Raw genomic sequence first — 25428 nt, forward strand, 5'->3', positions numbered from 1 at the left:
GCGTCACCGGCCGGGCCTGCGGGGACTGATCGGGCGACGAAGGCCGGTGCGGTCGAGCATTCCGGGCCGCAGGATCTGCGGCCGGCGCAGCGTGCGGGCGACCCATTCGCCGAGCACGACGCCGGCGGCCAGCGCGGCACCGATGCCCGTAGCCGAGGCCAGCTCGGAGAACCCGGTCAGCGGTTGGTCGTTGATGAACGCGTAGAGCCCGCGGTAGACGGTCAGGCCGGGAAGCAGCGGGGTGATGCCGGCGACTGCGACGACGATCGGCGGGGTCAGCGCACGGCGGGCCATCAGACCGCCGGCCAAGCCGACCACGGTGGCCGCGCACGCCGATCCGAAAACCGGCCCCACGCCGAAGTGCAGCACGATGATCACGACCAGACTGCCGGTGGCGCCGGCCAGGCCCGCGACCAGCAGGGCGCGCCGTTCCGCGTAGCAGGCCAGCGCGTAGAACGCGGCCGCGAACGCGCCCGAGGCGACCTTCGGCAGCAGTTCGGTCAGGTTGCCGGTGAACTGTGACGGCGCGACGTTGGGCAGGGTGGTGCCGAGCCCGGATGCGACCCGCAGTGCGACCGCCACGCCGCCGATGATGCCCGCGGTCAGCACCATCACCTCGAAAAAGCGGGCGCCGGCGGTGACCGGCGCGCCGGTGATCGCGTCCTGCACCGAGCCGACCAGCGACAGGCCCGGCAACAGCACCACCACGCCGGCCGCGATGACCAGCGACGGCCGGATGTCCAGGTGCAGGGTGAACAGCAGCACCGCGGGCAGGCTCGCGATCACGCCACCGGTGAAGTGCTGGAAGAAGTAGGGCAGACCCAGCCGGTTGAGGCGGCGATTGGTCCGGTCGATGACGACCGTGGTCAGGAACGCGACGACGGCGACCAGCGCCCCGCCGCCCAGCAGCACGGCGATCGATCCGGCCATCGCCGCCCAGGCCGCGGTGGCGAGCCACCGTGCGTACGGGTGCGGGGCCCCGGTGATGGCGTCGAGGTGCTCATACGCCTCGGTGACGGTGAGCTCGCCGCGGCGCAACCGCCGGATCAGCCGGTCCACCTCGGCGAGCCGGGTGAAGTCGTGCGCGCGATAGTGCACGATCCGGATCGACGAAACCGGGGGCAGGACAGGCCCACGCCGGGCGCTGATCGAGATCGCGTTGTAGGTGACCTCGACATCGCACTGGGTCAGCCCGTAGGCGGCGGCGACCTGCGCGATCTGCGTCATCGTGTCCATCGCGCCGGTACCCGAGGCCAGCAACACCTCGCCGACCTTCATCGACAGCCGCAGCGCGGCGGTGACCTCCGCGTCGTCGGTGAGGTCGATCGGCCGCAGCGGAGACGGCGGCGGCGCAACCGTGTCCGCCGTCGCCCGGCTGGGTCTGCCGGTGCGGCGGAACGGGTTGCGCGGCAATCGCATCCCGGCCGAGATCAGCTGTCGACGAGGTCGCTGAGCTCGAGACCGGTGGCGGCCAGTGCGCCGTCGATGCTCGGGTGGACGAACACCGAGACCACATGGTCCTCGACGACGCGGAAGGCGATCGCCATGACTCCGCCCTCGCCCGCGGTGTCCGGCACCACCCCGCCCGTGGCGGTCTCCTCGCACACCACCACGCCGTGGTGGACGTACATCCTGCCCGGGGTCAGTGTGGTCTCGGCATCGTCGGCCCAGTCGCGCAGTGCGGCGAGTCCCTGGGCCGCGCCCTGCGGTGCGCCGATCTCGACGTCGTCGCTGGACAGTTGGAGCAGGGTGTCCAGGTCGCCGTCGTTGAGGGCGTCGTGCCATGCCAAGACGGTGGCGATCTCCGATGTGCTCATGCGGTCAACGCTAGTGGGTCGGCGTCCGGCCCACAGCCTGATGTGGGTGTGAGCGTCGGTGACGCGGCCGATAGGATGAGGCAGGTCCGCTCGCGGGCCGGTGCTGGAGTGGCGCAATTGGTAGCGCACCCGACTTGTAATCGGGCGGTTGAGGGTTCAAGTCCCTTCTCCAGCTCTCAATTCTTGATCCGATCGACATCATCCGCAGCTCCTCACCTGCAACGTGTTCCGCGATGGTCGAGGACGCCTGAACACCACGCCGGCAACCGCCGATCCTGCCCGGACCGATTGTTTCTGAAACACGTTCAGTCGGTCGAGGCCGGTGTTAGGTTGGCCGCCTCGTACATCGAATCGTCGCCCGGGGGTCCCATGCGTAAGTGGTATGTGTCCGTTGTCGTGGCCGCGTTGACGCTCGTCGCGTCGGCGCTGGCGGCGCCTGCGATCGCCGGGGCGGACCCGGCGCCGGCGCCCGTCCCGGTGCCGTACAACTTCTTCTCCGGCATCGGTCCGGAGCTGCTCCACCCGGGCGGATCGCTGCCCGGTGAGAACGACTGGAACTGCAAGCCGACCGCGGCGCATCCGGAGCCGGTCATCCTGTTGCACGGCACCGCCGGGGGAGTGCAGACCAACTGGGGCACCTACGTACCGCTGCTGAAGAACGCGGGCTACTGCGTGTTCGGCCTGACGTACGGAGCGCTGCCCGGCACCCCGTGGCCGGTCAGTGCGATCGGCGGCATGATGCCGATCGAGCAGAGCGCGCAGCAACTCTCGGTCTTCGTCGACAAGGTGCTCGCGGCGACGGGGGCGAGCAAGGTCGACTTCGTCGGCCACTCGCAGGGCACGCTGATGCCGAACTACTACGTGCGGTTCCTCGGTGGTGCGCCCAAGGTCGACAAGTACGTCTCGCTCGCGCCGCTGTGGGAGGGCACCGATGCGTTCGGCGCCGGCGAGATCCTGGCCGGGGTCAAGCAGTTCGGCCTGACCCCGGTGACCGATGCGACGATGGGCAAGCTGTGCCCGTCCTGTCTGGAGATGGCCTCGGGCTCGAACCTGATCAAGAAGATGAACGCCGACGGCGGCCCGTACGCGCCGGGCGTGACCTACACCAACATCTCCACCCGGTACGACGAGTTCGTGGTGCCGTACACGAGCGGTCAGGTCCCCGGTCCGCATACGACCAACATCGTCGTGCAGGACAACTGCAGCCAGGACTACTCCGACCACATGGCGATCGCCGGATCGCCGGTCGCCGCCGGATACGTGCTCAACGCGCTCGATCCGCAGCATCCGCAGCCCGTGCCATGCGTGTTCGTGCCGCGCTCACGGGTAGCGGTGGCGCGCCAGGTGCAGACCGTGGGGGTCGCCGTCGGGTCCGAGCGCCGCAAGCGCCGGCACCATCTCGCTGGTGACCAGCCCGTGCTCGGCGGTGAGCTCGTCGACCACGTCGAACACGGCGGCGATGTTCCCTGGGGTGTCGATGACCACCGTGGTCACCGGGACGTGCCTCCCCAGCGCGAAGAGCTTGTCGCCGTGCGGTCGGTCGTCGCCGTGAAATCCCCAGATCCCTCGCAGCGCGGTGGCGCCCCGCGCCGGGGAGATCTGCCGCAGCCGCCGGATCAGTGCGCGGTGGATCGGCATGCCCTGGTGCCGTGCGGACTCGTCGGTGTAGATCATCAGCTTCTGCCACAACGGAAGTCCGTGGGCGTCGGTCGCAGGTAAGGGGTGCGGGCGGTCGAACAGCGTGCCGTCGCGCTTGCAGACCCGTACCCGCTCGAGCGTGATCATCGGTTCGTGCAGCAGCGCCGCGACCTCAGGCAGCACCTCGGCCATCAGCGGTCCGGGGGCGATCGTGTGGACCATCAGCGGCACGTTCGCGTTGCCGGAGAAGAACCTCGCGCGTTCGCGGCGACCGGCGACCGTGCCGTCGACGCCGAGCAGGACGGTCGCCCCGGCGGCGCCGCGCCGATGCAGCAACTCGCAGACCTCGACGAACGTCGGCCGGCGCGAACACCGTTCGTGTCGGCCCAGGTAGATGGTCGCCTTGGCCGCCTCGTGGAGATCCTCGGGCAGCTCGATCGTCGCGGGTGCGCTGCGCAGCAGCCGGGAATGCTCCAGCGTGACCAGCCCGCGGTGTTCGAGCGCGCCGATCGCCGGCAGCAGCTTCTCGATGCGCGGGGTCGTGTCGACGGCGGCGGCGGCCATCGGCGGGTCTTCCGACAGGCTCAGCAACTGGTCGGTGCGCAGCCGATGCTTGACGCCGAAGCCCTCCACCCCGCGGAGCACCACCGACGCGGCGACCTGCTGTTCGGTGAACCTGCCGACGATCGCGTCGGCCAGGAATCCCTCCGAGGTCCGTTGCCGCTCACCGAAATACGCGGTCAGCTTCAACCCGTCGGTCAGGAGCGGTCCCGTCGCGCCGTGTCCGTCACTCACAACCGCCCTCCAATCCAGTGGCCCACGGCCGCGGCGGCGAGGCCGGCCGCGAGGCTGAGCACGACGTTGAGCGCCCCGGCGGCAAGCCGGCGTTCCTCGCTCATCCGCTGGGTCTCGAACATCCAGGTCGAGAACGTCGTATAGGCGCCGACCGCCGCGGTGCCCGCCAGCAGCGTGGCTGTGTGGCCGAGCGCGAGGCCGGTGACCAGACCCAGCGCGACCGCGCCGCTGATGTTGACCGCCAGTGTGCCGAAGGGGAATCCGCGCCCGGTGCGCCGGGACACCGTGGAGTCCACGAGGAAACGCAGCACCGCGCCGCAGCCGCCGATGACCATCACGCCCGCCCAGATTGCCACGCTCATGCCAGCACCCGCACGCGACGCGTCGCCGAACTCGCCAGGTGCACCGCGAGCAGTCCGCAGATCACGCTCGCCACCACATAGGACGAGGCCAGCAGGTACTCGCCGTGCTGCAGCATCAGCACCGTCTCGACCTGCATCGTCGAGAACGTGGTCAGGCCGCCGCAGACCCCGGTGCCCAGCATCGGCCGCCGGTAACTCGACAGCGGTAGGCGCTCCTGCAGCCTCGTCGAGAAATAGCCCAGCAGCGCCGCGCCGACGATGTTGACGACGAACGTCGACCAGGGCCAGCCGTGCGGATTGCTCACCAGCACCGTGCCCAGCGCGGCGCGGGCCGCGGTGCCCACGGCGCCGCCCACGAAGATCGCCGCCAGTTCCCGCCGGTCGTATCCGGCCATCGGTTCCTCCTGCCCATGCAACGAAACGCTTGGGTAGGGACCGTTGGCGGCGCGAGGACCGCGGTTGGTTCCGGCGAGCCCCACCGCCGGGTGTCCGAGTGACCGCATCAGGGTAACCGCCAGGGGTTTCCGCCGCCGATGTCGCCCCGCCGGTCACCGGTGACCGGCAGTTTCGGCAACGACGACTCTCAACATTTGCGCAGTGCAATACTTGTGCCATGTCTGCCGCGCACCAGCCCACCGACCCCGAGATCAACGCCTTCCAGACCGCCACTCGCGACCTGATCGGGGTGGCGCTGCACAGCTTGGAGATCCTCGACGGTGAGGTGTCGTTGCCGCAGTTCCGAATGATGCTCGCGCTCAACGATCTCGGCTGTGTGGCCTCGTCCCGGGTGGCCGAGGCGCTCGGCCTCGGTGCGTCGTCGGTGACCCGGCTCGCGGACCGCCTGCACGCCTCCGGGCACGTGCTGCGCGGCGAGGATCCGCGTAGCCGCAGCGTGGTGACCCTCGAGTTGAGTCCGCATGGTCATGACGTCGTCGACAAGGTGCTCGACTGGCGGCACCGGGAGTTGTCCCGGATCCTGTCCCGGCTCGCCCCGGGCGAACTGGCGCAGACGGTCGCCGGACTCGAGCACTTCCACCAGGTCGTCGGCGAGGAGTACACGGCTGACCTGCACGGGCCGGTTCCGTTGTGACCGGGGGCAGGGCCACCGCCGCGGCCGACGGCGGTCGCCACGAGAGCCGGGCGGCGTACCTGGGCGACTTCTCGGTCAAACCGCGGATGCTCATGGTGACGGCGTGGGCGCTGGTCGTCGGAGCCTTCGGCGGACTGGCGGCGTGGGCCCTGCTCAAACTGATCGGGCTGGTCACCAACCTCGTCTTCTATCAGCGGGTGGACACCGCGCTGGTCGCCCCCAGCGGCGCGCACGATCCGTGGTGGCTGATCCTCACGGCCCCGATCGTCGGCGGCCTGATCGTCGGGCTGATGGCGCGGTTCGGTTCCGAGAAGATCCGGGGCCACGGCATGCCCGAGGCCATCGAGGCGATTCTCACCGGCGGCAGCACCGTGCAGCCGAAGGTGGCTGTGCTCAAACCGATCTCGGCCGCGGTCAGCATCGGCACCGGTGGACCGTTCGGCGCCGAGGGCCCGATCATCATGACCGGCGGGGCGATCGGCTCGATCCTCGCGCAGAGCCTGCACCTGACCGCCGACGAACGCAAGACGCTGCTGGTCTCGGGCGCCGCGGCGGGGATGGCCGCGACCTTCAACTCGCCGATGGCCGCGGTGCTGCTGGCGGTCGAACTGCTGCTGTTCGAGTGGCGGCCGCGCAGCTTCACCCCGGTGGTCGCCGCGGTCGCGGTGGCCACCGTCGTCCGCGGCTACCTGATCGGCACCGGGCCGATCTTCCCCGTCGACGCGGCCGGCCTGCACGTGACCACCATCGCGAACCTGCTCGCCGTCGTCGTCGGCGTCAGTGGCGGCCTGCTCGCGGTGGTCGCCACCTGGCTGGTCTACAAGGCGGAGGACGGCTTCGGGCGGTTGCCGATCCACTGGATGTGGTGGCCCGCGATCGGCGGCGTGATCATCGGCATCGGCGGATTGATCGAACCGCGTGCACTCGGCGTCGGCTACGACGTCATCGACGAGCTGCTCACCGGCAAGGCCACCCTCGGCTTGATCCTCGGGATCCTGTTCGTCAAGACGATCATCTGGTCCGGGTCGCTGGGCTCGGGGACCTCCGGCGGCGTGCTGGCGCCGGTGTTCATGATCGGCGGCTCGCTCGGCGCCCTCGAGGGCATGCTCTTCCCGGCGATGATCCCCGGCTTCTGGGCGATGCTCGGCCTGGCCGCAGTGGTCGGCGGCGTGATGCGCTCCCCGCTGACCGGCGTCGTCTTCACCCTCGAGCTGACCCACGTGTGGGGCGCCGCGCTGCCGCTGCTGATCGCCTCCACCGCCGGTTACACGCTCTCGGTGCTGGTGCTCAAGCGGTCGGTGCTGACCGAGAAGATCTCGCGTCGCGGGCTGCACCTGACCCGCGAGTACTCCACCGACCCGCTGGAGACCTTCTTTGCCGAGGAGGTGATGAGCAGTGACCCCGACGCGGTGGTGCGGGCCCGGGGGCTGCTCGACGAGGACGGCACCGCCGCGCCGGCGGTGGTGGTCCGCACGAACGACACCCTGCGGCACGTGGCGTACGAGTTCGCCGAGCACCACGTGTCGGTCGCGCCGGTCGTCGAGGACGGGGAACCGGTCGGGATGATCACGCTGACGAACCTGCTGGAGGCCCGGCTGCACGATCTGACCGAGGAGCGCCACCGTGAGCGGCTGCTGATGCGGCCGGCCGGACTGCGGGGGACCGTCCCCGACCCCGGACCGCCCCCGCCGCGCCGCCACGAGACACGCGGTCACGAGGCGCCCGAACCGTTCGATCCTGCGTGAGCCGGCGACGACAGCGACGCTCAGGCCGAGGGGTCGTGCTCGATCTGGGTGTAGACCTCGCTGCCGCGGATCGGGCGCTTGCGGCGGGTGCCGGGGATGCGCGCGACCAGGTCGGTCAGTGGCTCGACCACCCGGTTCAGTGCCAGCACGGTCTCCTGCAGCGACAGCAGCGTCGGCTCGAGTTCCTTGAGCGACTCGAGGGTGTCGCCGAGCTCGAGCAGCTGGTCGAGGGTGCCGCCCTCGGCGGTGAGCTTCTCGAGGAAGCCGCCGTCCTCGAGAAGCTGCTGCGCGAGACCGTCCTCGCGCAGCACCCGCTCGAGCAGTCCGCCCTCCTCGGTGACCCGATCCAGAGCGCCGCCGCTGGCGAGCAGCCGGTCGACCGGACCGCCCTCGGCGAACAACTGCTGAAGCGGTCCGTTCTCGGCGAGAACGCGCTCGATCAGGCCGCCGGGCTCGGTGAACTTGTCGATCGGACCGTCCTTGGCGACCAGCCGGTCGATCAGGCCCTCGCGCTGGAGCAGCCGGTCCAGCGGGCCGCCGTCCTGCATGAGACGGTCCAGCGGGCCGCCCTCGGCGAGGATCCGGTCGACCGAGCCGCCCGGGCTGGTGAACCGCTCGACGACGCCGTCCTCGGCGAGGACCCGGTCGAGCGCCCCGCCGGGCGCCAGCGCGCGACCGAGCGGGCGGTCGTCGGAGGTGACCGCGGTGAGCCGCTGCAGCAGCACGACCGGGCCGTTCGGGTCGGCGAGCGTCCGGGTGAGCTGTTCGACGAGGCCGCCAGGGCCGAGCACCATCGCGAACTGGTCGGCGTATCCGCCCTTACGGCGGATCGGGCCGTCGGGCGCGACCAACTGCCCCATCCCGAGCGTCGCCTGCGTCGCGGCGACGGTCACCCGGACCGGGAGCGTGAACACGTCCATCAAACCCATGCGCAGACCTTATCGTCACCGCCGGTGTGGTCCCAGCCCTTCGGCCCGGGACCGGAGTGCTCGGGACGGGGTGATTCAGGACTGGGACACGAGGTGCAGGCCGGTCACGCAGACCACGATCCCCGCGACGAAGGCGATCTTGAGCGCGGACGCGGACTCGGAACCGGTGATCATGGCGTACGCGACGGTCAGCGACGCCCCGATCCCGACCCACACCGCGTATGCGGTGCTGGCCGGCAGGGTGCGGGTGGCGTGGGCGAGGCCCAGCATGCTCAGCACCAGTGCGACGACGAAGATCAGCGACGGCGCGAGCCGGGTGAAGCCGTGCGACTTGCCGAGCGCTGTCGCCCACACCGCTTCGAGGACTCCTGCCAACAACAAAGTGACCCAAGCCATGACGAGGCCGCCTCCTGAAGCGCCGTCTTTTCGCTGACCGGGTACGGCGCACCTCGTCCGGGGGTCGGGTCGACGTCTTCACCAGTACCGGCGGAGACGCTCCGAGTCAAGTCTGTGAGAATTCCCAGAGTACTCACAGGAAGTGACCAGGCCGGACACAGCGGAAGTCGGCAGAATGGAAAGCGTGACCTCAGCCAATGCCGCCGTAGTGAACCCTTCCACGGCCAAGGGCGCCAAGGTGCTCGTGGTCGACGACGAACCCAATATCGTCGAACTGCTCTCGGTCAGTCTGCAGTTCGTCGGGTACGACGTCGAGACCGCCGCCGATGGTCCGAGCGCCCTCGACAGGGCGCGAAGTTTCCGCCCCGACGTCGTCATCCTCGACGTGATGATGCCGGGCATGGACGGGTTCGGGCTGCTGCGTCGGCTCCGCGGCGACGGCATGGATGCGCCCGCCCTGTTCCTGACCGCGCGCGACTCAGTCGAGGACAAGGTCACCGGATTGACCCTCGGCGGGGACGACTACGTCACCAAGCCGTTCAGCCTCGAGGAGGTCATGGCGCGACTGGAGGCCATCCTGCGGCGCACTGGCAAGTCCTCGGCCGCTCCGGAGTCGTCCAAGCTGTGCTTCGCCGACATCGTCCTCGACGAGGACACCCACGAGGCGTGGAAGGACGGGGTGCAGGTCTCGCTGTCGCCGACCGAGTTCACCCTGCTGCGGTACTTCATGGTCAACGCGGGGACGGTGCTGAGCAAGCAGCGCATCCTCGATCACGTCTGGCACTACGACTTCGGCGGCGAGGTCAATGTCGTCGAGTCGTACGTCTCCTACCTGCGCCGCAAGATCGACACGGGGGACAAGCGGTTGATCCACACCCTGCGTGGCGTCGGGTACGTCCTGCGCGAGCCGCGATGACCCAGCGGGCGCACCGGTGGTCGCGCGGGATTCCGTTGCGGGTCACACTGGTCGCCACCCTGCTCGTGCTCGTCGGGCTGGGTCTGCTGGCCTCCGGGTTCGCGGTCACCTCTGCCCTGCGCAGTTCGCTGATCTCGCGCACCGATGCGCAGCTGCTCGGGGCGGCGGACGGCTGGGCCAAGCCGCATCGCGAGTTCCGGGTGATCCCGCCGGAGAGCCGGCCCGGTCCCGGGCGCCCGCCGACGCCGTTCTTCGTGCAGATCATCCCCACCGACGGTTCGCCGAAGCAGGTCGTCAACGACGGATCCGCCGAGCCGCTGCTGCCGGCGAACGGTGATGTCGGCCCGACCCCGGTAACGATCGGTTCGGCGGACGACTCGAACGCCCGCTGGCGTGCGGTCACCACCCGCTCGACTTACGGCATCGCCACGGTGGCCATCGAACTGACCGACGTCGACGACACCGTCACCCACCTGATCTGGCTGCAACTGCTCATCGGCAGCGCCGTCCTGGTCGTGCTCGGCGGTCTGGGCTACCTGGTGGTGCGGCGCAGCCTGGAACCGCTGACCGAGGTGGAGAAGACCGCCGCAGCCATCGCGGAGGGTGACCTGCACAGCCGAGTTCCCGAGGGCGACAGCGGAACCGAGGTCGGTCGGCTGTTCAAGTCGATCAATGGCATGCTCACCCAGATCCAGCGCGCGTTCGCCGCCACCGAGGAGTCGGAGGCGGCCGCGCGCCGGTCCGAGGAGAAGATGCGCCGGTTCATCACCGACGCCAGCCACGAATTGCGCACGCCGCTGACCACCATCCGCGGGTTCGCCGAGCTCTACCGACAGGGGGCCGCCCGCGACACCGGTCTGCTGATGAAGCGCATCGAGGGCGAGGCCTCGCGAATGGGCATCCTGGTCGAGGACCTGCTGATGCTCGCCCGGCTCGACGCGCAGCGGCCGCTCGAACGGCTGCCTGTCGACCTGCTGGTGCTGGCCACCGATGCCGTGCACGACGCGAAGGCCGTCGACCCGGTGCGCACCATCCGGCTCGAGGTGGTCGACGGGCCCGGCACCCCGGAGGTCCTCGGCGACGACGCCCGGCTGCGCCAGGTGCTCGGCAACCTGGTCAGCAACGCCCTGCGGTACACGCCGGTCTCGGCGACTGTGACAATCCGGGTGGGGACCGGCGCCACCGAGGCGTTCCTCGAGGTCGCCGACAACGGTCCGGGCCTGAGCGCCGAGGACGCCGAGCGCGTCTTCGAACGCTTCTACCGCGCCGACACGTCGCGGACCCGCGAGAGCGGCGGCACCGGGCTGGGGCTGTCGATCGTCGCGGCGCTGGTCGCCGCCCACGACGGCACGGTCACCCTCGACAGCGCACCCGGCCGCGGTGCGACGTTCCGGGTGACGCTGCCACGCCCGCACGGACCCGGACACCCGGACGCCGGCTCCGTCGGTCCGTCCGATTCGGACGGGGCCGATGAGGACGGGGCCGACGGGGACTGCGACGCGGTCAGCGGTGCCGGGCAAGCCTTTTCGTGACAGCCTTGCGCTGCTGTTCGGCGTAGCGCACGATCGCCTTCGTCATCGTCGGCGAGTAGGGCGTCGCGATGATCGAGGCCAGTGAGAACGGGAAGCCGTGCGCGGCGATGGGCCGCAGGTGCGAGAACGTGTCGAAGCCGAACTTGCCGTGGTACGAGCCCATCCCGGACCGTCCCACCCCGCCGAACGGCAGGTGGTGCATGGCGTTGACCAGCCCGAAGTCGTTGCGGTTGACGCTTCCCGAGCGGGTGCTGCGGAAGAAGCGCCGGAAGTCGTGGTCGTCGTCGCCGTACCAGTAGCTGCTCAGCGGGCTCGGCCGGCCGCCCAGGTAGTCGATGACCTCAGCGATGTCCTCGTAGCCGTGCACCGCCAGTACCGGCCCGAAGATCTCCTCGTCGGCGATGCGCATCGCGTCGGTGACCCCCGTGACCACGGTCGGCGCGATCTTGCGGGATGCCGCCGCCGGCAGCAGTTCGCCGTCCGGGGCTGCGGACCGGATGGTCGCGCCCTTCGCGGCGGCGTCGTCGAGCACGTCGAGCACACGCCGGTACTGCTGCTCGTCGATGATCGAGACGTACTGGTCGTTGTCGGCGACCCGCGGGTACCGGTCGCGCCAGCTGCCGATCAGCGCGTCGACGAAGCTCTCGACGTGGCCGACGGGGACGAAGGCCAGATCCGGCGACAGACAGGTCTGCCCGCTGTTGACCATCCGGGCCGCCCCGATGCGCGTTGCGGCGCGGTCGATGTCGGCGGTCGGTGCGACGACGGCGGGGTTCTTGCCGCCCAGTTCGAGGGTGACCGGTGTCAGGTTCTCCGCCGCGGCCCGTTGGATCTGCTTGCCGGTGGCGGTCGAGCCGGTGAAGAACAGGTGGTCGAAGGGCAGCGCGGCGAACTCGGCCCCGGACGCGATCTCCTTGGTGACCACCACCAGTTCGTCGGCCGAGAAGAACCGCGGCGCAAGCTCGGCAAGCACCTGCGTCATCCGCGGCGTCGTCGACGACGGGCGCAGCATGACGCGGTTGCCGGCAGCGAGCGCGGCGGCGGCCGGTTGGGCGACCAATTGCAGCGGGAAGTTCCACGGGCCGATGATGCCGACGACACCGAGTGGGACCGGATGGGCCTCCATGGTGACGCCGGCCAACCGCGCCAACGGCTTCGGGCGCTCCGGCCGCATCCAGCGCTCGAGGTTCTTCTGCATGTACGCCATCTCGTTCAGCCCGCTGATGACGTCGGCGACCAACGACAGCGCCTGTGGCCGGGTGCCGTAGTCGAGCGCGAGCGCATCGCAGAGACGCTCGCGCCCGTCGAGCAGCATCGCCTCGAGCCGGTCGATGCGCTCGCGTCGGATCGCGGCGTCGGGGAAGCCGTCGGCGACGAAGACCGAACGCTGGCGGGCGAACATCTGCTCGAGTTGATCGGTGCTCACCCGGCCAGCCTAACGATCAAGCATTTGCTCGGGAAGGTTCAGTCGGCGGGGACGAACTCGCCGTGTCCGGCCTCGCGCAGCGCTGCGCGCAGCTTGGTCAGGGCCTCGTCCATCACCTCGGCCGGCGTGTTCGGATCGGCCTTGGCCAGGTTGAACCCGGACATGTCCCAGGCGGGGAAGACGTGCAGGTGCACGTGCGCAACCTCGAACCCGGCGATGAGCATGCCGATGCGGGGCGCCTCGAAGGCCGACTGCACCGCTTGGCCGACATACTGGGCGACCTCGTTGCAGCGGGCGAACAGTGCCGGATCGATGGACTGCCACTGGTCGACCTCCTGCCGCGGCACCACGAGGGTGTGGCCCCCCGCGACCGGGGCGATGGTGAGGAACGCGACCACGTCGTCGTCCTGCCATACGAATCGGCCGGGCAGCTCGCCGGAGATGATCATGCTGAATACCGATGCCATGACCAAGAGCATCGACCATCCCGGGTGAATCCGCCAACGGGGACCGGACCCGGGTGGGCGGCCCTCTCACAGCAAGCTGCTAGGCAGAACCAAGGGCCGACAAATTTCCAGGTCCCAGGCTTGCAGCATGACGACGAACTCGTTGGAAGTAGCCGAGACGGCGCAGCCGCGCGCAGTCGCCGCGCCCACCCTGGACCTGGTGATCCCGGTGTACAACGAGGAGAAGGATCTCGAGCGGTGCGTGCGGCGGCTGCACGCGCACGTCCGCACGGAGATCCCGTACTCGGCGCGCATCACCATCGCGGACAACGCGAGCACCGACGCGACCATGACGGTCGCGCGCCGGCTCGAGGCCGAACTCGACGAGGTCCGGGTGGTGCACCTCGACGAGAAGGGCCGCGGCCGTGCGCTGCGCGCGGTGTGGGGCGCCTCGGATGCGACCGTCGTCGCGTACATGGACGTCGACCTGTCCACCGACCTCAACGCGCTGATGCCGCTGGTGGCGCCGCTGCTCTCGCGGCACTCGGACCTGGCGATCGGCACCCGGCTGTCCCGCGACTCGCGGGTGGTGCGCGGACCGAAGCGCGAATTCATCTCGCGCTGCTACAACCTGATCCTGCGCAGTGCGCTGCACGCCCGGTTCTCGGATGCCCAGTGCGGCTTCAAGGCCATCCGCACCGACGTTGCGCGGCGGCTGCTGCCGCTGGTGGAGGACACCGGATGGTTCTTCGACACCGAGCTGCTGGTGATCGCCGAACGGGCGGGCCTGCGCATCCACGAGGTGCCGGTCGACTGGGTCGACGACCCGGACAGCACGGTGGACATCGTTGCCACCGCGGTCGCGGACCTCAAGGGCGTGGTGCGGGTCGGACGGGCGTTGACGACCGGCGCGCTTCCGGTGGCGGAACTGCGGGCGGCGCTGGGACGCGAACCGGTCGCGGTGAGCGGTGTGCCGCGCGGCATGGTCGGGCAGCTGGTGCGGTTCGGCGTGGTCGGCGTGATCAGCACCCTCGCGTACGCGCTGCTGTACCTGGGCCTGCACCCGGTGATGGGTGCACAGGCCGCGAACTTCGTCGCGCTGCTGATCACCGCGATCGGCAACACGGCCGCCAACCGGGCGTTCACGTTCGGCGTGCGCGGCGCGCAGGGCGCGGCCAAACACCAACTGCAGGGGCTCGTCGTGTTCGGGCTCGGACTGTTGCTGACCAGCGGCTCGCTGTTCGTCCTGCACAGCGCGGTCCCGGGTGCGCCGAAGCACGTGGAACTGGCGGTGCTGGTGATCGCGAACCTGGTCGCCACCCTGATCCGGTTCATCGGACTTCGGTTCGTGTTCCGGCACGCGCCGGCGGAGACTGCCGCACAGGCTGATTCGCCGTCGTGACCGCGACCGTCCCGGTCGTGCCACCGCATCTCGCCGACCCGGCACCGGCGCAGCGCCGGGTCGGGTGGCAGCTCTGGGCCCTGACCGTGCTGCTGATCGGCACCGCGGTGGGGTACCTGTGGGATCTCGCGGCCTCCGGCTGGGCCAATGCCTTCTATTCGGCTGCGGCGCAGGCCGGATCGGTGAGCTGGAAGGCGATGCTGTTCGGCTCGTCCGATGCCGCCAACTCGATCACCGTCGACAAGCCGCCGATGTCGCTGTGGGTGATGGACCTGTCGGTCCGGTTGTTCGGGCTCAGCCCATGGAGCATCCTGGTCCCGCAGGCCCTGATCGGCGTCGCCTCCGTGGCGCTGCTGTGGGCCACCGTGCGACGGCAGTTCGGCGACGAGGCGGGCCTGCTCGCGGGGCTGTGCCTGGCGCTCACCCCGATCGCCGCGGTGATGTTCCGCTTCAACAACCCCGACGCGCTGCTGGTGCTGTTGATGATCGCGGGTGTGTGGGCCGTGCTGCGCGCCGTGGAGGACGGCCGCACCCGCTGGCTGGTGCTGTGCGGGATGTTCGTCGGATTCGGATTCCTGACCAAGCAACTGCAGGTGATGCTGGTCGTGCCGCCACTCGCCTGTACTTACTTGCTGGCGGGGCCGCCGAAGCTCGGTGCGCGGCTGTGGCAACTGCTGGCCGCGCTCGGCGCGATGATCGTCGCCGCGGGATGGTGGCTCACGGTGGTCGCGCTGTGGCCCGCATCGTCGCGTCCGTACATCGGCGGTTCCCAGAACAACTCGGTTCTCGACCTGACCCTGGGCTACAACGGTTTCGGCCGGCTCACCGGCGACGAGAAGGGGAGTGTCGGGGGTTTCGGCGGCAAGGGTCCCGGTGGTGGACCCGGCGGCGGCATGTGGGGCAGCTCCGGTCTGGGGCGGATGTTCGAGCCGGCGCAGGGCGGACAGATCGCGTGGCTGATCCCGGCCGCGCTGATCCTGCTCGTCGCCGGGATCGTGCTGTGCGGCCGGGCGCCCCGCACGCATCTGCCGCGGGCCGCGTTCGTGGCGTGGGGCGGTTGGTTGCTGGTGACCGGCCTGACGTTCAGCTTCATGTCCGGGATCTTCCACCCGTACTACACGGTCGCGCTGGCACCGGCGGTCGCCGCGCTCGTGGGCGCCGGGTCGGTCTGGCTCTGGCAGCGGCGTGCACGGCCGTGGGTGCGGGTGGTGCTGGCCGTGACGATCGTGGTCACCGCCGTGTGGTCGTGCGCACTGCTCGGGCGCACGCCGGACTTCGTTCCGTGGCTGCGCTGGCCGGTGGTGGTGATCGGCGTGCTCGCGGCGCTGATCGTGGCCGGGAGCTGGGCGGTGACCTCGCGGGTCGCTCTGATCGGGGTGCTGGCGGCGCTGGTCACCGGGCTGGCGGGCCCGGCGGCATATGCGGCCGACTCGATCGCCACGCCGCACGAGGGCTCGATGCCGTCCGCGGGACCGCAGGTCCGTGGCGAGTTCGGGTTCGGCGGTGGACACCACAGTCGGCCGCCGGGCTTCGGCGGCAGGGGTTTCGGCGGCAGGGGTTTCGGTGGCATGGGGTTCGGTGGCATGGGGTTCGGTCGCCCGCCGGGTGGGTTCGGTCCGGGTGGGTTCGGTCCGGGGGCGGCGGGTCGCGGCGGGCCGCCGATGGGCGGGGCAGCGGGCAGCCTGCTCGATGCGTCGAGGCCCAGCGCTCAGACGACCGCGCTGCTCGAGGCCGACGCCGGCCACTTCACCTGGGTCGCCGCCACCGTCGGATCGCAGGTCGCCTCCGGCTACCAATTGGCGACCCGACTGCCGGTGATGGCGGTCGGCGGTTTCAACGGCACCGACCCGTCACCGACGCTCGCGCAGTTCCAGCAGTACGTGCGCGCGGGCAAGATCCACTACTTCATCGGCGGCGGCATGCAGGGCATGCTCGAGATGTTCGGCGGAGGACAACGCGAGGGCTCTGATGCGTCGACGCAGATCACGGACTGGGTGCAGGCCCACTTCATCGAGCGCACCGTCGACGGGATCAGCGTGTACGACCTGATCGCGCCGCGGGGCTGACTCCGCAGTGTGGAGCCGACCGGATCAGTACGAGTACGCCTTCGAGATCGGCGTGTCCGCCGGCGCCGCCGCGCAGTAACCGGCGATCACCTCGACCCCGGAGCGGGTGGAGGCGTCGTCGCCCGGGCTGCCGCCGAGTTGCGCGCGGATCTGGCGCACGACGTCCATGCGCTGCGGGTCGGTCAGTGTGAGGAAGTGACCGCACGTGGTCCGCTCGATCGGTGCGCCGGCCGTCGTCGAGGTGGGCCGCGCCGAGCGGGTGGCCGAGGCGGGCACGGGGTGACCGGTCGCGGCGCCGGTGCTCGTCGCGGGTGTGCCGGTACCGGTGGACGGCGTGGCCGGTGACGAACTCGAGCAGCCCGCAGCGAACGCGGCACATGCGGTGAGGGCGAGCACTGCGGACAGTCGTTTCACGGATCACCTCTGCTGACGTGGACGGGCCGGTGCAGCGTAGCGGCCCGGACCCGTCGATCGGTCACGGTGCCTGCGCGGGCGGCGGTCGCGGCACCGTAGTCTGGACCCCGTGCGCGTACTCGTCATCGGATCCGGTGCCCGTGAACATGCCCTGCTATTGGCGCTGAGCCGGGACCCGTCGGTCACCGGCCTGTTCTGCGCGCCCGGCAACGCCGGTACCGCGCGGCTCGCCGAGCAGCATCAGGTCGACGTCGCCTCCGGCCCGGCCGTGGTGGCGCTGTCCCGCGATGTCGCTGCGGATCTCGTCGTCATCGGCCCCGAGGTGCCGCTGGTGGTCGGCGTGGCCGACGCCGTGCGCGCAGCCGGGATCGCCTGCTTCGGGCCGTCCGCGGCGGCCGCCCGGATCGAGGGCTCCAAGGCGTTCGCCAAGGACGTGATGGCCGCAGCCGGCGTGCGCACCGCGCACAGCGAGGTCGTCGACAACCCCGCCGAGCTCGATGCCGCGCTCGACCGCTTCGGCCCCAACTGGGTCGTCAAGGACGACGGCCTGGCCGCCGGCAAGGGCGTCGTCGTCACCACCGATCGCAGCGCTGCGCGCGACCACGCCGCCGAGCTGCTCGAGAACGGCCATCCGGTACTGCTGGAGTCCTTCCTCGACGGTCCCGAGGTGTCGCTGTTCTGCCTGGTCGACGGCGAGACGGTGGTGCCGCTGCTGCCGGCGCAGGACCACAAGCGCGTCGGCGACGGCGACGCCGGACCGAACACCGGTGGCATGGGCGCGTACACGCCGCTGCCGTGGCTGCCGTACGCGACGGTGCAGCAGATCGTGGACGAGGTCGTGCAGCCGGTGGCGACCGAGATGTCCCGCCGCGGCTGTCCGTTCAGCGGCCTGCTCTACGCGGGCCTGGCGATCGGACAGAACGGCCCGGCGGTCGTCGAGTTCAACTGCCGCTTCGGCGATCCCGAGACCCAGGCGGTGCTCGCGCTGCTGGAGTCGCCGCTCGGCGAACTGCTCAAGGCCACCGCGACCGGCACGCTCGCCGATGCGGAGCCGCTGCGCTGGCAGGACGGCGCGGCCGTGACCGTCGTGCTGGCCGCCGAGAACTACCCGGGCCGGCCCCGGCTGGGCGACGTGATCACCGGCGCCGACGCCGAGGGCGTGCTGCACGCCGGTACGACGCGAAACGACGAGGGGGCGTTGGTGTCCGCGGGCGGCCGGGTGCTCAGCGTCGTCGGGACCGGCACCGATCTGGCGGCTGCGCGGGCCCAGGCCTACGAGCGTCTGGCCGGGATCAAGCTGCCCGGTGGACACTTCCGTAGCGACATCGGTCTGGCCGCCGAGCAGGGCCGGATCAGCATCGCTGCACAGGGGTGAACACCACGTCCTCGAAGCATCTCCCGTCGACGACCGTGCCGATCATCCAGATCGACGCGTTCGCCGACGCGCTCTTCGAGGGCAATCCGGCCGCGGTCATGCCGCTGCCGCACTGGCCCGCGGACGAGTTGCTGCAGCGGATCGCCGCCGAGAAAAACCTGTCCGAGACCGCCTTCGTCGTCGCCGCACTGCCCGAGGGCGTCGAGGCCCCCGAACCGGGCTGTCCCGCTTACCACCTGCGCTGGTTCACGCCCGCGATCGAGGTCGACCTGTGCGGGCATGCGACGCTCGCCGCCGCGTCGTACCTGCTGGACAGCGTGCATCCGGACGCAACCCGGGTGCAGCTGTGGACCCGCAGCGGATGGCTGCACGTCGACCGTGCCGGCGAGGGTGGACCGCACGGCGGGTTCACGATGGACCTGCCGGCGGTCCCGTTGGCGGTCACCGACATCGACCCGGTGGTGACGGCCGCCCTGGGAGCCTCCGCCACCGAGGCCTATGCGGGCATGGACCTGGTGTACGTCCTCGAGGACGCGGCCACGGTGCGTGAGCTGGCACCGGACCTGGCGGTGCTCGCCGGGCTCGACACCCGGGGCGTCGTGGTCACGGCGGGCGGTCGAGGAAGCGAATTCGACTTCGTCTGCCGGTGGTTCGGCTCGCGCGCAGGGGTTTCCGAAGACCCGGTCACGGGTTCCGCGTTCGCCCAGATCGCGCCGCTGTGGGCGCAACGATCGGGCAAGGCCGAGCTGGTCGGCCGGCAGCTGTCCGCACGCGGCGGCACCGTGCGCTGCCGCGTGGTCGACGGGGCGCGAGTGGAGCTGACCGGCAACTGCATCCGCTTCTCCGAGGGCGTGGCGGCGGTCCCGGGCCTGACCTGACCGGTCGGACAACAAGTGTGGTTTGTCGTCGAAACCCGATGTGCGTCAAAGGAAACCGCCTGAACGGTTTGTTTACGGATTCAACTAGTGGTATCGCACGGTTTGGCCCCGCCGACCCAGTGACCGGGAACAGTACCGGCCGGTAGCCGACGGCGCGACGCCTTCACGCGCCTATAACGGAATCTCCATGCAGCACACAGCAACTTGAGAGGTCCCATGGGCAAGCGCATTTCATCTTCGGCGGGGGCATTCGGACCGGTTTCGCGCCGGCGGTTCTTGATCGGCACGGGGGCCGCGATGGGGGCGCTCGCCCTGCCGTCGCTGTGGACCGCTGCCGCGGCCGCGCCGCGAAAGATGCTCGCCACCGGTGATCGGGTGCCGGCGTTGGTGATCGGCAGCGGTTACGGCGGTGCGGTGACCGCGCTGCGACTGACCCAGGCCGGCATTCCGGTCACCATGGTCGAGATGGGTCAGAACTGGAACGCCCCGGGTTCTGACGGGAAAGTCTTCTGCAACATGATCAAGCCGGACGGCCGGTCGTTCTGGTTCCGCAGCAAGACAGACATGCCGACGGACTACTTCTCCGGCGGGTCGATCGACAAGGCCATTCCCAGCGACGCCGGGGTGCTGGCGTCCGAGCACTTCGCCAACATGCGCGTGTACCAGGGCCGCGGAGTGGGCGGCGGTTCGCTGGTCAACGGCGGGATGGCCGTGACCCCGCAGCAGAGCTACTTCCAGGAGATCCTGCCGTCGGTCGACGCGGGCCAGATGTACTCGACGTACTTTCCGCGGGCCAACCAGATGCTCGGGGTGAACAGCGTCGACCAGAGCTGGTGGTCGTCGGCCGCGTGCTACCAGTTCGCGCGGGTCGGAAAGAAGACCGCCGAGGCGTCCGGATACAAGACCGAGTTCATCCCGAACGTCTACGACTTCAACTACATGAAGCAGGAGCAGGCCAACACGGCGCCGCGGTCCGCGCTGGCCCAAGAGGTGATCTTCGGCAACAACTACGGCAAGAAGTCGCTCGACAAGACGTACCTGGCCGCCGCCGCGGCGACCGGCAAGCTGAGCATCTCGACACTGCACACCGTCACGAAGGTCGCGCCGGCGGCGACCGGCGGCGGCTACACCGTGCAGATGACGCAGAACGACGTCAACGGCAACGTGGTGGCGCAGAAGACCGTCACCGCCGACCGCGTCTTCTTCGCGGCCGGCAGCGTCGGGACCAGCAAGCTGCTGGTGTCCATGAAGGCTCAGGGCGCGCTGCCGAACCTGCCGTCCGCGGTCGGCGCCGGCTGGGGCAACAACGGCAACGTGATGGTGGCCCGCGCCAACCAGGGCTGGGATCCGACCGGCACGCTGCAGTCGGCCATCCCGACCCTCGGGATCAACAACTGGGCCGACCCGAACGGCCCGGTCTTCGCCGAGATCGCCCCGTTCCCCTCGGGTATCGAGACGTGGGTCAGTCTGTACCTGGCGATCACCAAGAACCCGAACCGCGGCACCTTCACCTTCGACCAGTCGAGCGGGGCGTCCGTGCTGAACTGGCAGTCGGGGTGGACCCAGCCGTCGATCGACGCGGCCAAGCGGGTATTCGACACGATCAACAAGAAGCAGGGCACGATCTACCGGACCGACCTGTTCGGCGTCTACAAGACCTGGGGCGACGACTTCTGCTACCACCCGCTCGGCGGATGCGTGCTCGGGCAGGCCACCGACAACTACGGCCGGCTGCCGGGCTATCCCGGGCTGTACGTGATCGACGGCTCGTTGATCCCGGGCAGCACCGGCGTCAACCCGTTCGTCACGATCACCGCGCTCGCCGAGCGCAACATCGAGAACATCATCGCGAACGACCTGCACTGACGTTCGCACGCCGCGGTGGTCGGGCAGTTCCCGACCACCGCGGCCTTCGCATGCATCCGCGCATCCAATACACCGCTGTATCGTGTAGTCGGCAGTGCAGGCAGCGCGGAGGTGAGTGGACGATGACGCCGAGAACCGACCAGCCCGGGGCCAAGCGGGTCACCCGCCGTCGCGCCGAGACCCGGCAGCGTCTGCTCGACGCCGCGCTGGACGTGTTCGCCGACAACGGTTTCGGCAGGTCCACCGTCGAGCAGGTCTGTGAGCGCGGCGGCTACACGCGCGGCGCCTTCTACTCGAACTTCGCCTCGCTCGACGAGATGTTCCTGGCCATGTGGGAGCAGCGCTCCCGGCAACTTGTGGAGGACTTCACCGCCGCCGCAGACCGCGTCGCCGCAGCCGGCGCCGCCGCCCAGGCGGACGACATGCTCGCCGCCGTGACCACGCAGATGGCCGACGCCGTGCCGGTCGACGACCGCTGGTATCGCGTCAATGCGGAGTTCACCGCGCACGCGCTGCGCACACCCTCGCTCAAGAAGGCGCTCGCGGCCCGCGAGCAGGCGATCACCGCTGCGCTGGTGCAGGTGGTGCGGCGCCTGCTGGCCGCGGGCGGGCGCCGCATCCTCGGCGACCCGGCGGATCTCGGTCGGGCACTGGTCGCCGTGCACGACGGCACGAGCGTGCAATGTCTCGTCGAACCCGACGACGCGCGGGTGTGGGACTTGCGGCGGGACCTGTTCGTCCGGGTTCTCACGTCGTACAGCGAACCGGTGGAAGGGGATCGGGAGTGAAGGTCGATGCGGAGGTCATCGTCGTCGGAGCGGGTCTGGCCGGTCTGGTCGCCACCCACGAATTGACCGCGGCCGGACGCCGGGTTCTGGTGGTGGACCAGGAGAACCCGGCGAACGTCGGCGGCCAGGCGTTCTGGTCGCTTGGCGGGCTGTTCCTGGTGGACAGCCCCGAGCAGCGGCGGATGGGCGTCAAGGACTCCTACGACCTGGCCATGCAGGACTGGCTCGGCAGCGCCGGCTTCGACCGCGACCGCGAGGACCTCTGGCCGCGCCGATGGGCGCAGGCCTATGTGGAATTCGCGGCGGGCGAGAAGCGACGCTACCTGCACGACCTCGGACTTCGCGTCATGCCGACGGTGGGCTGGGCCGAACGCGGTGCGGGAGCGGCTCTGGGACACGGCAACTCGGTGCCGCGCTTCCACATCACCTGGGGCACCGGGCCGGGGGTGGTCGAGGTGTTCCTGCGAAGGGTGCGCGATGCCGAGCGGCGTGGTCTGGTCAGGTTCGCGCACCGGCACCAGGTGGACGAGCTGGTGGTCGACGGTGGCGCGGTCACCGGTGTGCGCGGCACGGTGCTCGAGCAGTCCGACGCGGCCCGCGGCGTCGCCAGTTCACGGAAGGCCGTGGGGGAGTTCGAGTTCACGGCGCAGGCGGTGGTCGTGACGTCGGGCGGCATCGGCGGCGACTACGAACTGGTGAAGAGAAACTGGCCGGCGCGGCTGGGGACGCCGCCCGCGCACATGCTCACGGGCGTACCGGCCCACGTCGACGGGCGGATGCTCGGGATCGCCGAGGCGGCCGGCGGCAGCATCGTCAACCGCGACCGCATGTGGCACTACACCGAGGGCATCACCAACTGGGATCCGATCTGGCCCGGCCACGGCATCCGGATCATCCCCGGGCCGTCGTCGATGTGGTTCGACGCCGCCGGGACACGCCTGCCGTCGCCGAACTTCCCCGGATTCGACACCCTCGGCACCTTCGAGCACATCCTGCGCACCGGCCACGAGTACACCTGGTTCGTGCTCGACCAGCAGATCATCGAGAAGGAGTTCGCACTCTCCGGATCCGAACAGAACCCGGACTTCACCAACCGGGACCTCAAGCTGCTGCTGCAGCGAGTCAAGAAGGGTGCGCCCGGGCCGATCGAGGCGTTCAAGCGCCACGGGGTCGACTTCGTCGTGAAGGACAACCTGCGGGATCTGGTCGACGGGATGAACGCGCTGACCGATGAGCCGCTGCTGCGTTTCGAGGACATCGAGCGCGAACTGATCGCGCGCGACCGCGAGGTTCGCAACAACTACAGCAAGGACTTCCAGGTCGCGCAGATCCGCGCGGCGCGACAGTATCTGAGCGACAAGATCGTTCGAGTGGCCAAGCCGCACCGCATCCTCGATTCGCGCAACGGCCCGCTGATCGCGGTCAAGCTGCACCTGCTCACCCGCAAGACGCTCGGTGGTCTGGAGACCGACCTCGATTCGCAGGTGATCCGCCCCGACGGCACACCGTTCGACGGACTGTACGCGGCCGGTGAAGTGGCCGGGTTCGGCGGCGGCGGCGTGCACGGCTATCGGGCGCTGGAGGGCACGTTCCTGGGCGGATGCATCTTCTCGGGCCGCGCCGCCGGGCGGGCGCTGGCGCGCCGGCTCTGAGGGTGCCGTGATCGACTCGCCCCGGCGCCGGGGCGGGCGCTAGCGTCGAGGTCATGAGAACCGAGTCGTCCCGCGCGCGCATCGCCCCCTTCCACGTGATGGACGTGTGGAAAGCGGCGGCGCAGCGGCAACGACTCCACGGCGACGTGATCACGCTCGCGGCCGGACAGCCGTCGACCTCGGCGCCCGCCCCGGTGCTCGCCGCGGCCCGGGCGGCGCTGGACTCGCACCTGCTCGGTTACACCGAGACCCTCGGCATCCCCGCGCTGCGCGAGGCAATCGCGCAGTACCACAGCGACGAGTCGGGCGTGCCGGTCGATGCCGACGACGTGGTCGTCACCACCGGGTCCTCGGGCGCGTTCACCCTGATCTTCCTGGCCGCGTTCGAGGCCGGGGACACGGTGGCGGTCGCGCGGCCGGGCTATCCGGCGTACCGCAACACCCTTGCGGCGCTGGGCTGCCGGGTGCTCGAACTCGACTGCGGCCCGGACACCCGGTACCAGCCGACGGTGGCGATGCTCGAGGCGCTCGACCGGCCGCCCGCCGGCCTGATCGTCGCCAGCCCGGCCAACCCCACCGGTACGGTCATCGCGGCGGACGAACTGGCGGCGCTCGCGCACTGGTGCACGGAGCACGGCACGCTGCTGATCTCCGACGAGATCTACCACAGTATCGCCTTCGGCGACACGGTCACCGCGAGCGCGCGGGCGATCACCGACGACGCGGTGGTCGTCGGGTCGGTGTCCAAGTACTTCTCGATGACCGGATGGCGGCTCGGGTGGATGCTGGTGCCGCGGTCGCTGCACCGGGCGGTCGAGCGGCTGGCGTCGAACATGACCGTGTGTCCGCCCGCGATCTCCCAGATCGCCGCGGTCGAGGCCTTCACGGCCGAGTCTCGGACCGAACTCGACTCGCACGTGCGCCGGTATGCAGTCAACCGGGATCTGCTGTTGGCCGGTCTGCCCCGGCTCGGCGTCACCGAGGTCGCGCCCGCGGACGGGGCCTTCTACGTCTACGCCGGCATCGGGCACCTGACCGACGATTCGACCGCATGGTGTGCGGATATGTTGTCCCGCACCGGTGTTGCGCTGGCCCCGGGTATCGACTTCGACACCGTGCACGGCAGCACGACGGTGCGGATGTGCTTCGCGGGTGCGACCGATGAGGTGGAGACGGCACTGAATCGGCTCGCGTCGGGGATCATGGACCGGTGAGTGCGACAACGACATCGAAGGGCGAGCGGCGCCGCCGACAACTGATCGAAGCCGCGGCGGAATTGTTGCGCGAGGGAGGTTTCGAGGCGGTCCGGCATCGCGCTGTGGCCGAACGTGCCGGGGTTCCGCTGGCGTCGACCACCTACTACTTCGACTCGCTCGACGACCTGATCGCCGGAGCGGTGGAATCGAGTGCGGTCGCCGAACTGGCCGCGATCCGGGATCAGGTGGACTCGGTTTCCCGCCGGCGTCGCGGCGCGCGTGCCACCGTCGATCTGATCGTCACGGCGCTGATCGGCGCCGACGACGACCCGGACCGTGAGCCGATCGTCGCCCGGTGCGAACGCCTCGCGGCCAGCGCGCGCTATCCCGAAGTGCTTGCGGTGCATGCCCGTCTGGCCTCGCAGTTCCTCGACCTGATGGCCGACGTCATCCGCCGGTCGGGTCGCCGCGCGAGCCGGGAGGACCTGCGCAACCTGTTGCGTTTGGCGCAGGGGACCATGCTCGGCTCGATGATCGAAGCGGATGCGCACCCGCGCGAGTCTGTCCGGGACGCCTTGCTCTCGGTCATCGACGTGCTCGCCCCGCCGGTGGGGTAGTGGCGGGTTGCCGGGTTGCCGGACTGCCGGACCGCCGAACGACGACGAGGCCCGACCGCTGCGGCGGCCGGGCCTCGCTCCC

Annotated in this window: 23 protein-coding genes, 1 tRNA gene, 1 pseudogene and 1 riboswitch; of the genes and pseudogenes, 15 read left to right on the forward strand and 10 right to left on the reverse strand. The window is 70.2% G+C overall.

All coding sequences use genetic code 11. From position 1 onward, the window contains the following. Positions 1-3 precede the first annotated feature (3 nt). Together G4X40_RS15500 and G4X40_RS15505 are read right to left on the reverse strand one after the other, a co-directional pair. Entirely contained in the window at positions 4-1419 is a 1416-nt protein-coding gene (locus G4X40_RS15500; RefSeq protein ID WP_277833743.1) for a threonine/serine exporter family protein, read from the reverse strand. An 11-nt stretch (positions 1420-1430) separates the two neighbouring features. Continuing rightward, positions 1431-1817, reverse strand: coding sequence for a nuclear transport factor 2 family protein (locus G4X40_RS15505; RefSeq protein WP_277833745.1), 387 nt, complete (start codon positions 1815-1817; stop codon positions 1431-1433). A gap of 102 nt (positions 1818-1919) precedes the next feature. On the opposite strand from G4X40_RS15505, the gene G4X40_RS15510 reads away from it, so the two are divergent. Next, positions 1920-1992 (forward strand) — tRNA-Thr (locus tag G4X40_RS15510). 194 nt (positions 1993-2186) lie between these two features. Then, positions 2187-3053, forward strand: a pseudogene (locus tag G4X40_RS15515) (esterase/lipase family protein); the annotation flags it as partial. A gap of 84 nt (positions 3054-3137) precedes the next feature. On the opposite strand, the gene G4X40_RS15520 reads toward G4X40_RS15515, so the two are convergent. The 3 genes from G4X40_RS15520 to crcB (G4X40_RS15530) are packed head-to-tail and all read right to left on the reverse strand — an operon-like array spanning position 3138 to position 5007. Further along, a complete protein-coding gene (locus tag G4X40_RS15520) occupies positions 3138-4250 on the reverse strand; it encodes a DUF190 domain-containing protein (protein ID WP_277833746.1) in 1113 nt (370 codons plus the stop codon). Next, positions 4247-4612 (reverse strand): fluoride efflux transporter CrcB, encoded by a 366-nt coding sequence (gene crcB / locus G4X40_RS15525; RefSeq protein WP_277833747.1) that lies wholly within the window; start codon positions 4610-4612, stop codon positions 4247-4249. Before crcB (G4X40_RS15525) ends, G4X40_RS15520 begins: the two co-directional genes overlap by 4 nt. Next, positions 4609-5007 (reverse strand): fluoride efflux transporter CrcB, encoded by a 399-nt coding sequence (gene crcB, locus G4X40_RS15530; protein ID WP_277833749.1) that lies wholly within the window; start codon positions 5005-5007, stop codon positions 4609-4611. Before crcB (G4X40_RS15530) ends, crcB (G4X40_RS15525) begins: the two co-directional genes overlap by 4 nt. A 218-nt stretch (positions 5008-5225) precedes the next feature. On the opposite strand from crcB (G4X40_RS15530), the gene G4X40_RS15535 reads away from it, so the two are divergent. Together G4X40_RS15535 and G4X40_RS15540 are read left to right on the forward strand one after the other, a co-directional pair. After that, complete coding sequence (locus tag G4X40_RS15535) at positions 5226-5702, forward strand: MarR family winged helix-turn-helix transcriptional regulator (RefSeq protein WP_277833751.1); 477 nt, start codon at positions 5226-5228, stop codon at positions 5700-5702. Further along, positions 5699-7447, forward strand: coding sequence for a chloride channel protein (locus G4X40_RS15540; protein ID WP_277833753.1), 1749 nt, complete (start codon positions 5699-5701; stop codon positions 7445-7447). The genes G4X40_RS15535 and G4X40_RS15540 overlap by 4 nt, the downstream gene beginning before the upstream one ends. Before the next feature lie 20 nt (positions 7448-7467). Here the strand turns inward: G4X40_RS15540 and G4X40_RS15545 are convergent, their stop codons facing one another. Next, positions 7468-8376: an ABC transporter gene (locus tag G4X40_RS15545; RefSeq protein WP_277833755.1), complete on the reverse strand. Its 909-nt coding sequence runs from the start codon at positions 8374-8376 to the stop codon at positions 7468-7470. 75 nt (positions 8377-8451) lie between these two features. Further along, positions 8452-8772 (reverse strand): DMT family transporter, encoded by a 321-nt coding sequence (locus G4X40_RS15550; RefSeq protein WP_277833756.1) that lies wholly within the window; start codon positions 8770-8772, stop codon positions 8452-8454. A 16-nt stretch (positions 8773-8788) separates the two neighbouring features. Next, positions 8789-8851: riboswitch (guanidine-III (ykkC-III) riboswitch) on the reverse strand. A gap of 129 nt (positions 8852-8980) precedes the next feature. Here G4X40_RS15550 and G4X40_RS15555 point away from each other — a divergent pair. Together G4X40_RS15555 and G4X40_RS15560 are read left to right on the forward strand one after the other, a co-directional pair. Beyond that, positions 8981-9688: a response regulator transcription factor gene (locus G4X40_RS15555; protein WP_277834155.1), complete on the forward strand. Its 708-nt coding sequence runs from the start codon at positions 8981-8983 to the stop codon at positions 9686-9688. Continuing rightward, on the forward strand, positions 9685-11220 hold the full coding sequence (locus tag G4X40_RS15560) for a sensor histidine kinase (protein ID WP_277833758.1): 1536 nt from the start codon (positions 9685-9687) through the stop codon (positions 11218-11220). The genes G4X40_RS15555 and G4X40_RS15560 overlap by 4 nt, the downstream gene beginning before the upstream one ends. Here the strand turns inward: G4X40_RS15560 and G4X40_RS15565 are convergent. Together G4X40_RS15565 and G4X40_RS15570 are read right to left on the reverse strand one after the other, a co-directional pair. Beyond that, positions 11192-12622, reverse strand: a complete 1431-nt coding sequence (locus G4X40_RS15565) for an aldehyde dehydrogenase family protein (RefSeq protein WP_408642229.1) — start codon at positions 12620-12622, stop codon at positions 11192-11194. The genes G4X40_RS15560 and G4X40_RS15565 overlap by 29 nt on opposite strands. 62 nt (positions 12623-12684) lie before the next feature. Further along, positions 12685-13113 carry an HIT family protein gene (locus G4X40_RS15570; RefSeq protein WP_277833761.1) on the reverse strand — a complete coding sequence of 143 codons (429 nt, stop codon included), beginning with the start codon at positions 13111-13113 and terminating at the stop codon, positions 12685-12687. A 127-nt stretch (positions 13114-13240) separates the two neighbouring features. Between G4X40_RS15570 and G4X40_RS15575 the strand changes: the two genes are divergently transcribed. Beyond that, the gene (locus G4X40_RS15575; RefSeq protein WP_277833762.1) at positions 13241-14494 is read left to right on the forward strand and encodes a dolichyl-phosphate beta-glucosyltransferase; all 1254 of its coding nucleotides are present in this window, start codon (positions 13241-13243) and stop codon (positions 14492-14494) included. Beyond that, the gene (locus G4X40_RS15580) at positions 14491-16560 is read left to right on the forward strand and encodes a glycosyltransferase family 39 protein (RefSeq protein ID WP_277833763.1); all 2070 of its coding nucleotides are present in this window, start codon (positions 14491-14493) and stop codon (positions 16558-16560) included. Before G4X40_RS15575 ends, G4X40_RS15580 begins: the two co-directional genes overlap by 4 nt. A 24-nt stretch (positions 16561-16584) precedes the next feature. On the opposite strand, the gene G4X40_RS15585 is transcribed toward G4X40_RS15580, so the two are convergent. Further along, complete coding sequence (locus tag G4X40_RS15585) at positions 16585-16974, reverse strand: hypothetical protein (protein WP_277833765.1); 390 nt, start codon at positions 16972-16974, stop codon at positions 16585-16587. Between the two features lie 109 nt (positions 16975-17083). On the opposite strand from G4X40_RS15585, the gene purD reads away from it, so the two are divergent. The 7 genes from purD to G4X40_RS15620 all read left to right on the forward strand — a co-directional run bounded on the left by purD (position 17084) and on the right by G4X40_RS15620 (position 25346). Next, on the forward strand, positions 17084-18349 hold the full coding sequence (purD, locus tag G4X40_RS15590) for a phosphoribosylamine--glycine ligase (RefSeq protein WP_277833767.1): 1266 nt from the start codon (positions 17084-17086) through the stop codon (positions 18347-18349). Then, positions 18346-19227, forward strand: a complete 882-nt coding sequence (locus G4X40_RS15595) for a PhzF family phenazine biosynthesis protein (protein ID WP_277833769.1) — start codon at positions 18346-18348, stop codon at positions 19225-19227. Before purD ends, G4X40_RS15595 begins: the two co-directional genes overlap by 4 nt. A 297-nt stretch (positions 19228-19524) precedes the next feature. After that, positions 19525-21093, forward strand: a complete 1569-nt coding sequence (locus G4X40_RS15600; RefSeq protein WP_277833771.1) for a GMC oxidoreductase — start codon at positions 19525-19527, stop codon at positions 21091-21093. Positions 21094-21215: 122 nt separating this feature from the next. Then, on the forward strand, positions 21216-21881 hold the full coding sequence (locus G4X40_RS15605; protein WP_277833773.1) for a TetR/AcrR family transcriptional regulator: 666 nt from the start codon (positions 21216-21218) through the stop codon (positions 21879-21881). After that, positions 21878-23533 (forward strand): FAD-binding dehydrogenase, encoded by a 1656-nt coding sequence (locus G4X40_RS15610; protein ID WP_277833774.1) that lies wholly within the window; start codon positions 21878-21880, stop codon positions 23531-23533. The genes G4X40_RS15605 and G4X40_RS15610 overlap by 4 nt, the downstream gene beginning before the upstream one ends. 53 nt (positions 23534-23586) lie before the next feature. Continuing rightward, positions 23587-24747 carry an aminotransferase class I/II-fold pyridoxal phosphate-dependent enzyme gene (locus G4X40_RS15615; protein ID WP_277833776.1) on the forward strand — a complete coding sequence of 387 codons (1161 nt, stop codon included), beginning with the start codon at positions 23587-23589 and terminating at the stop codon, positions 24745-24747. Beyond that, positions 24744-25346, forward strand: coding sequence for a TetR/AcrR family transcriptional regulator (locus G4X40_RS15620; RefSeq protein ID WP_277833777.1), 603 nt, complete (start codon positions 24744-24746; stop codon positions 25344-25346). Before G4X40_RS15615 ends, G4X40_RS15620 begins: the two co-directional genes overlap by 4 nt. Positions 25347-25428: the final 82 nt, after the last annotated feature.

This window comes from Speluncibacter jeojiensis (assembly GCF_029589495.1).
Lineage (GTDB): Bacteria > Actinomycetota > Actinomycetes > Mycobacteriales > Mycobacteriaceae > Speluncibacter > Speluncibacter jeojiensis.

Excerpts from the sequence above, each read along its gene's own strand:
- G4X40_RS15500 (WP_277833743.1), bottom strand. The coding sequence starts at position 1,419 with ATGCGATTGCCGCGCAACCCGTTCCGCCGCACCGGCAGACCCAGCCGG.
- G4X40_RS15505 (WP_277833745.1), bottom strand. The coding sequence starts at position 1,817 with ATGAGCACATCGGAGATCGCCACCGTCTTGGCATGGCACGACGCCCTC.
- crcB (WP_277833747.1), bottom strand. The coding sequence starts at position 4,612 with ATGAGCGTGGCAATCTGGGCGGGCGTGATGGTCATCGGCGGCTGCGGC.
- crcB (WP_277833749.1), bottom strand. The coding sequence starts at position 5,007 with ATGGCCGGATACGACCGGCGGGAACTGGCGGCGATCTTCGTGGGCGGC.
- G4X40_RS15535 (WP_277833751.1), top strand. The coding sequence starts at position 5,226 with ATGTCTGCCGCGCACCAGCCCACCGACCCCGAGATCAACGCCTTCCAG.
- G4X40_RS15545 (WP_277833755.1), bottom strand. The coding sequence starts at position 8,376 with ATGGGTTTGATGGACGTGTTCACGCTCCCGGTCCGGGTGACCGTCGCC.
- G4X40_RS15550 (WP_277833756.1), bottom strand. The coding sequence starts at position 8,772 with ATGGCTTGGGTCACTTTGTTGTTGGCAGGAGTCCTCGAAGCGGTGTGG.
- G4X40_RS15560 (WP_277833758.1), top strand. The coding sequence starts at position 9,685 with ATGACCCAGCGGGCGCACCGGTGGTCGCGCGGGATTCCGTTGCGGGTC.
- G4X40_RS15565 (WP_408642229.1), bottom strand. The coding sequence starts at position 12,622 with ATGTTCGCCCGCCAGCGTTCGGTCTTCGTCGCCGACGGCTTCCCCGAC.
- G4X40_RS15570 (WP_277833761.1), bottom strand. The coding sequence starts at position 13,113 with ATGGCATCGGTATTCAGCATGATCATCTCCGGCGAGCTGCCCGGCCGA.
- G4X40_RS15575 (WP_277833762.1), top strand. The coding sequence starts at position 13,241 with ATGACGACGAACTCGTTGGAAGTAGCCGAGACGGCGCAGCCGCGCGCA.
- G4X40_RS15600 (WP_277833771.1), top strand. The coding sequence starts at position 19,525 with ATGGGGGCGCTCGCCCTGCCGTCGCTGTGGACCGCTGCCGCGGCCGCG.
- G4X40_RS15605 (WP_277833773.1), top strand. The coding sequence starts at position 21,216 with ATGACGCCGAGAACCGACCAGCCCGGGGCCAAGCGGGTCACCCGCCGT.
- G4X40_RS15615 (WP_277833776.1), top strand. The coding sequence starts at position 23,587 with ATGAGAACCGAGTCGTCCCGCGCGCGCATCGCCCCCTTCCACGTGATG.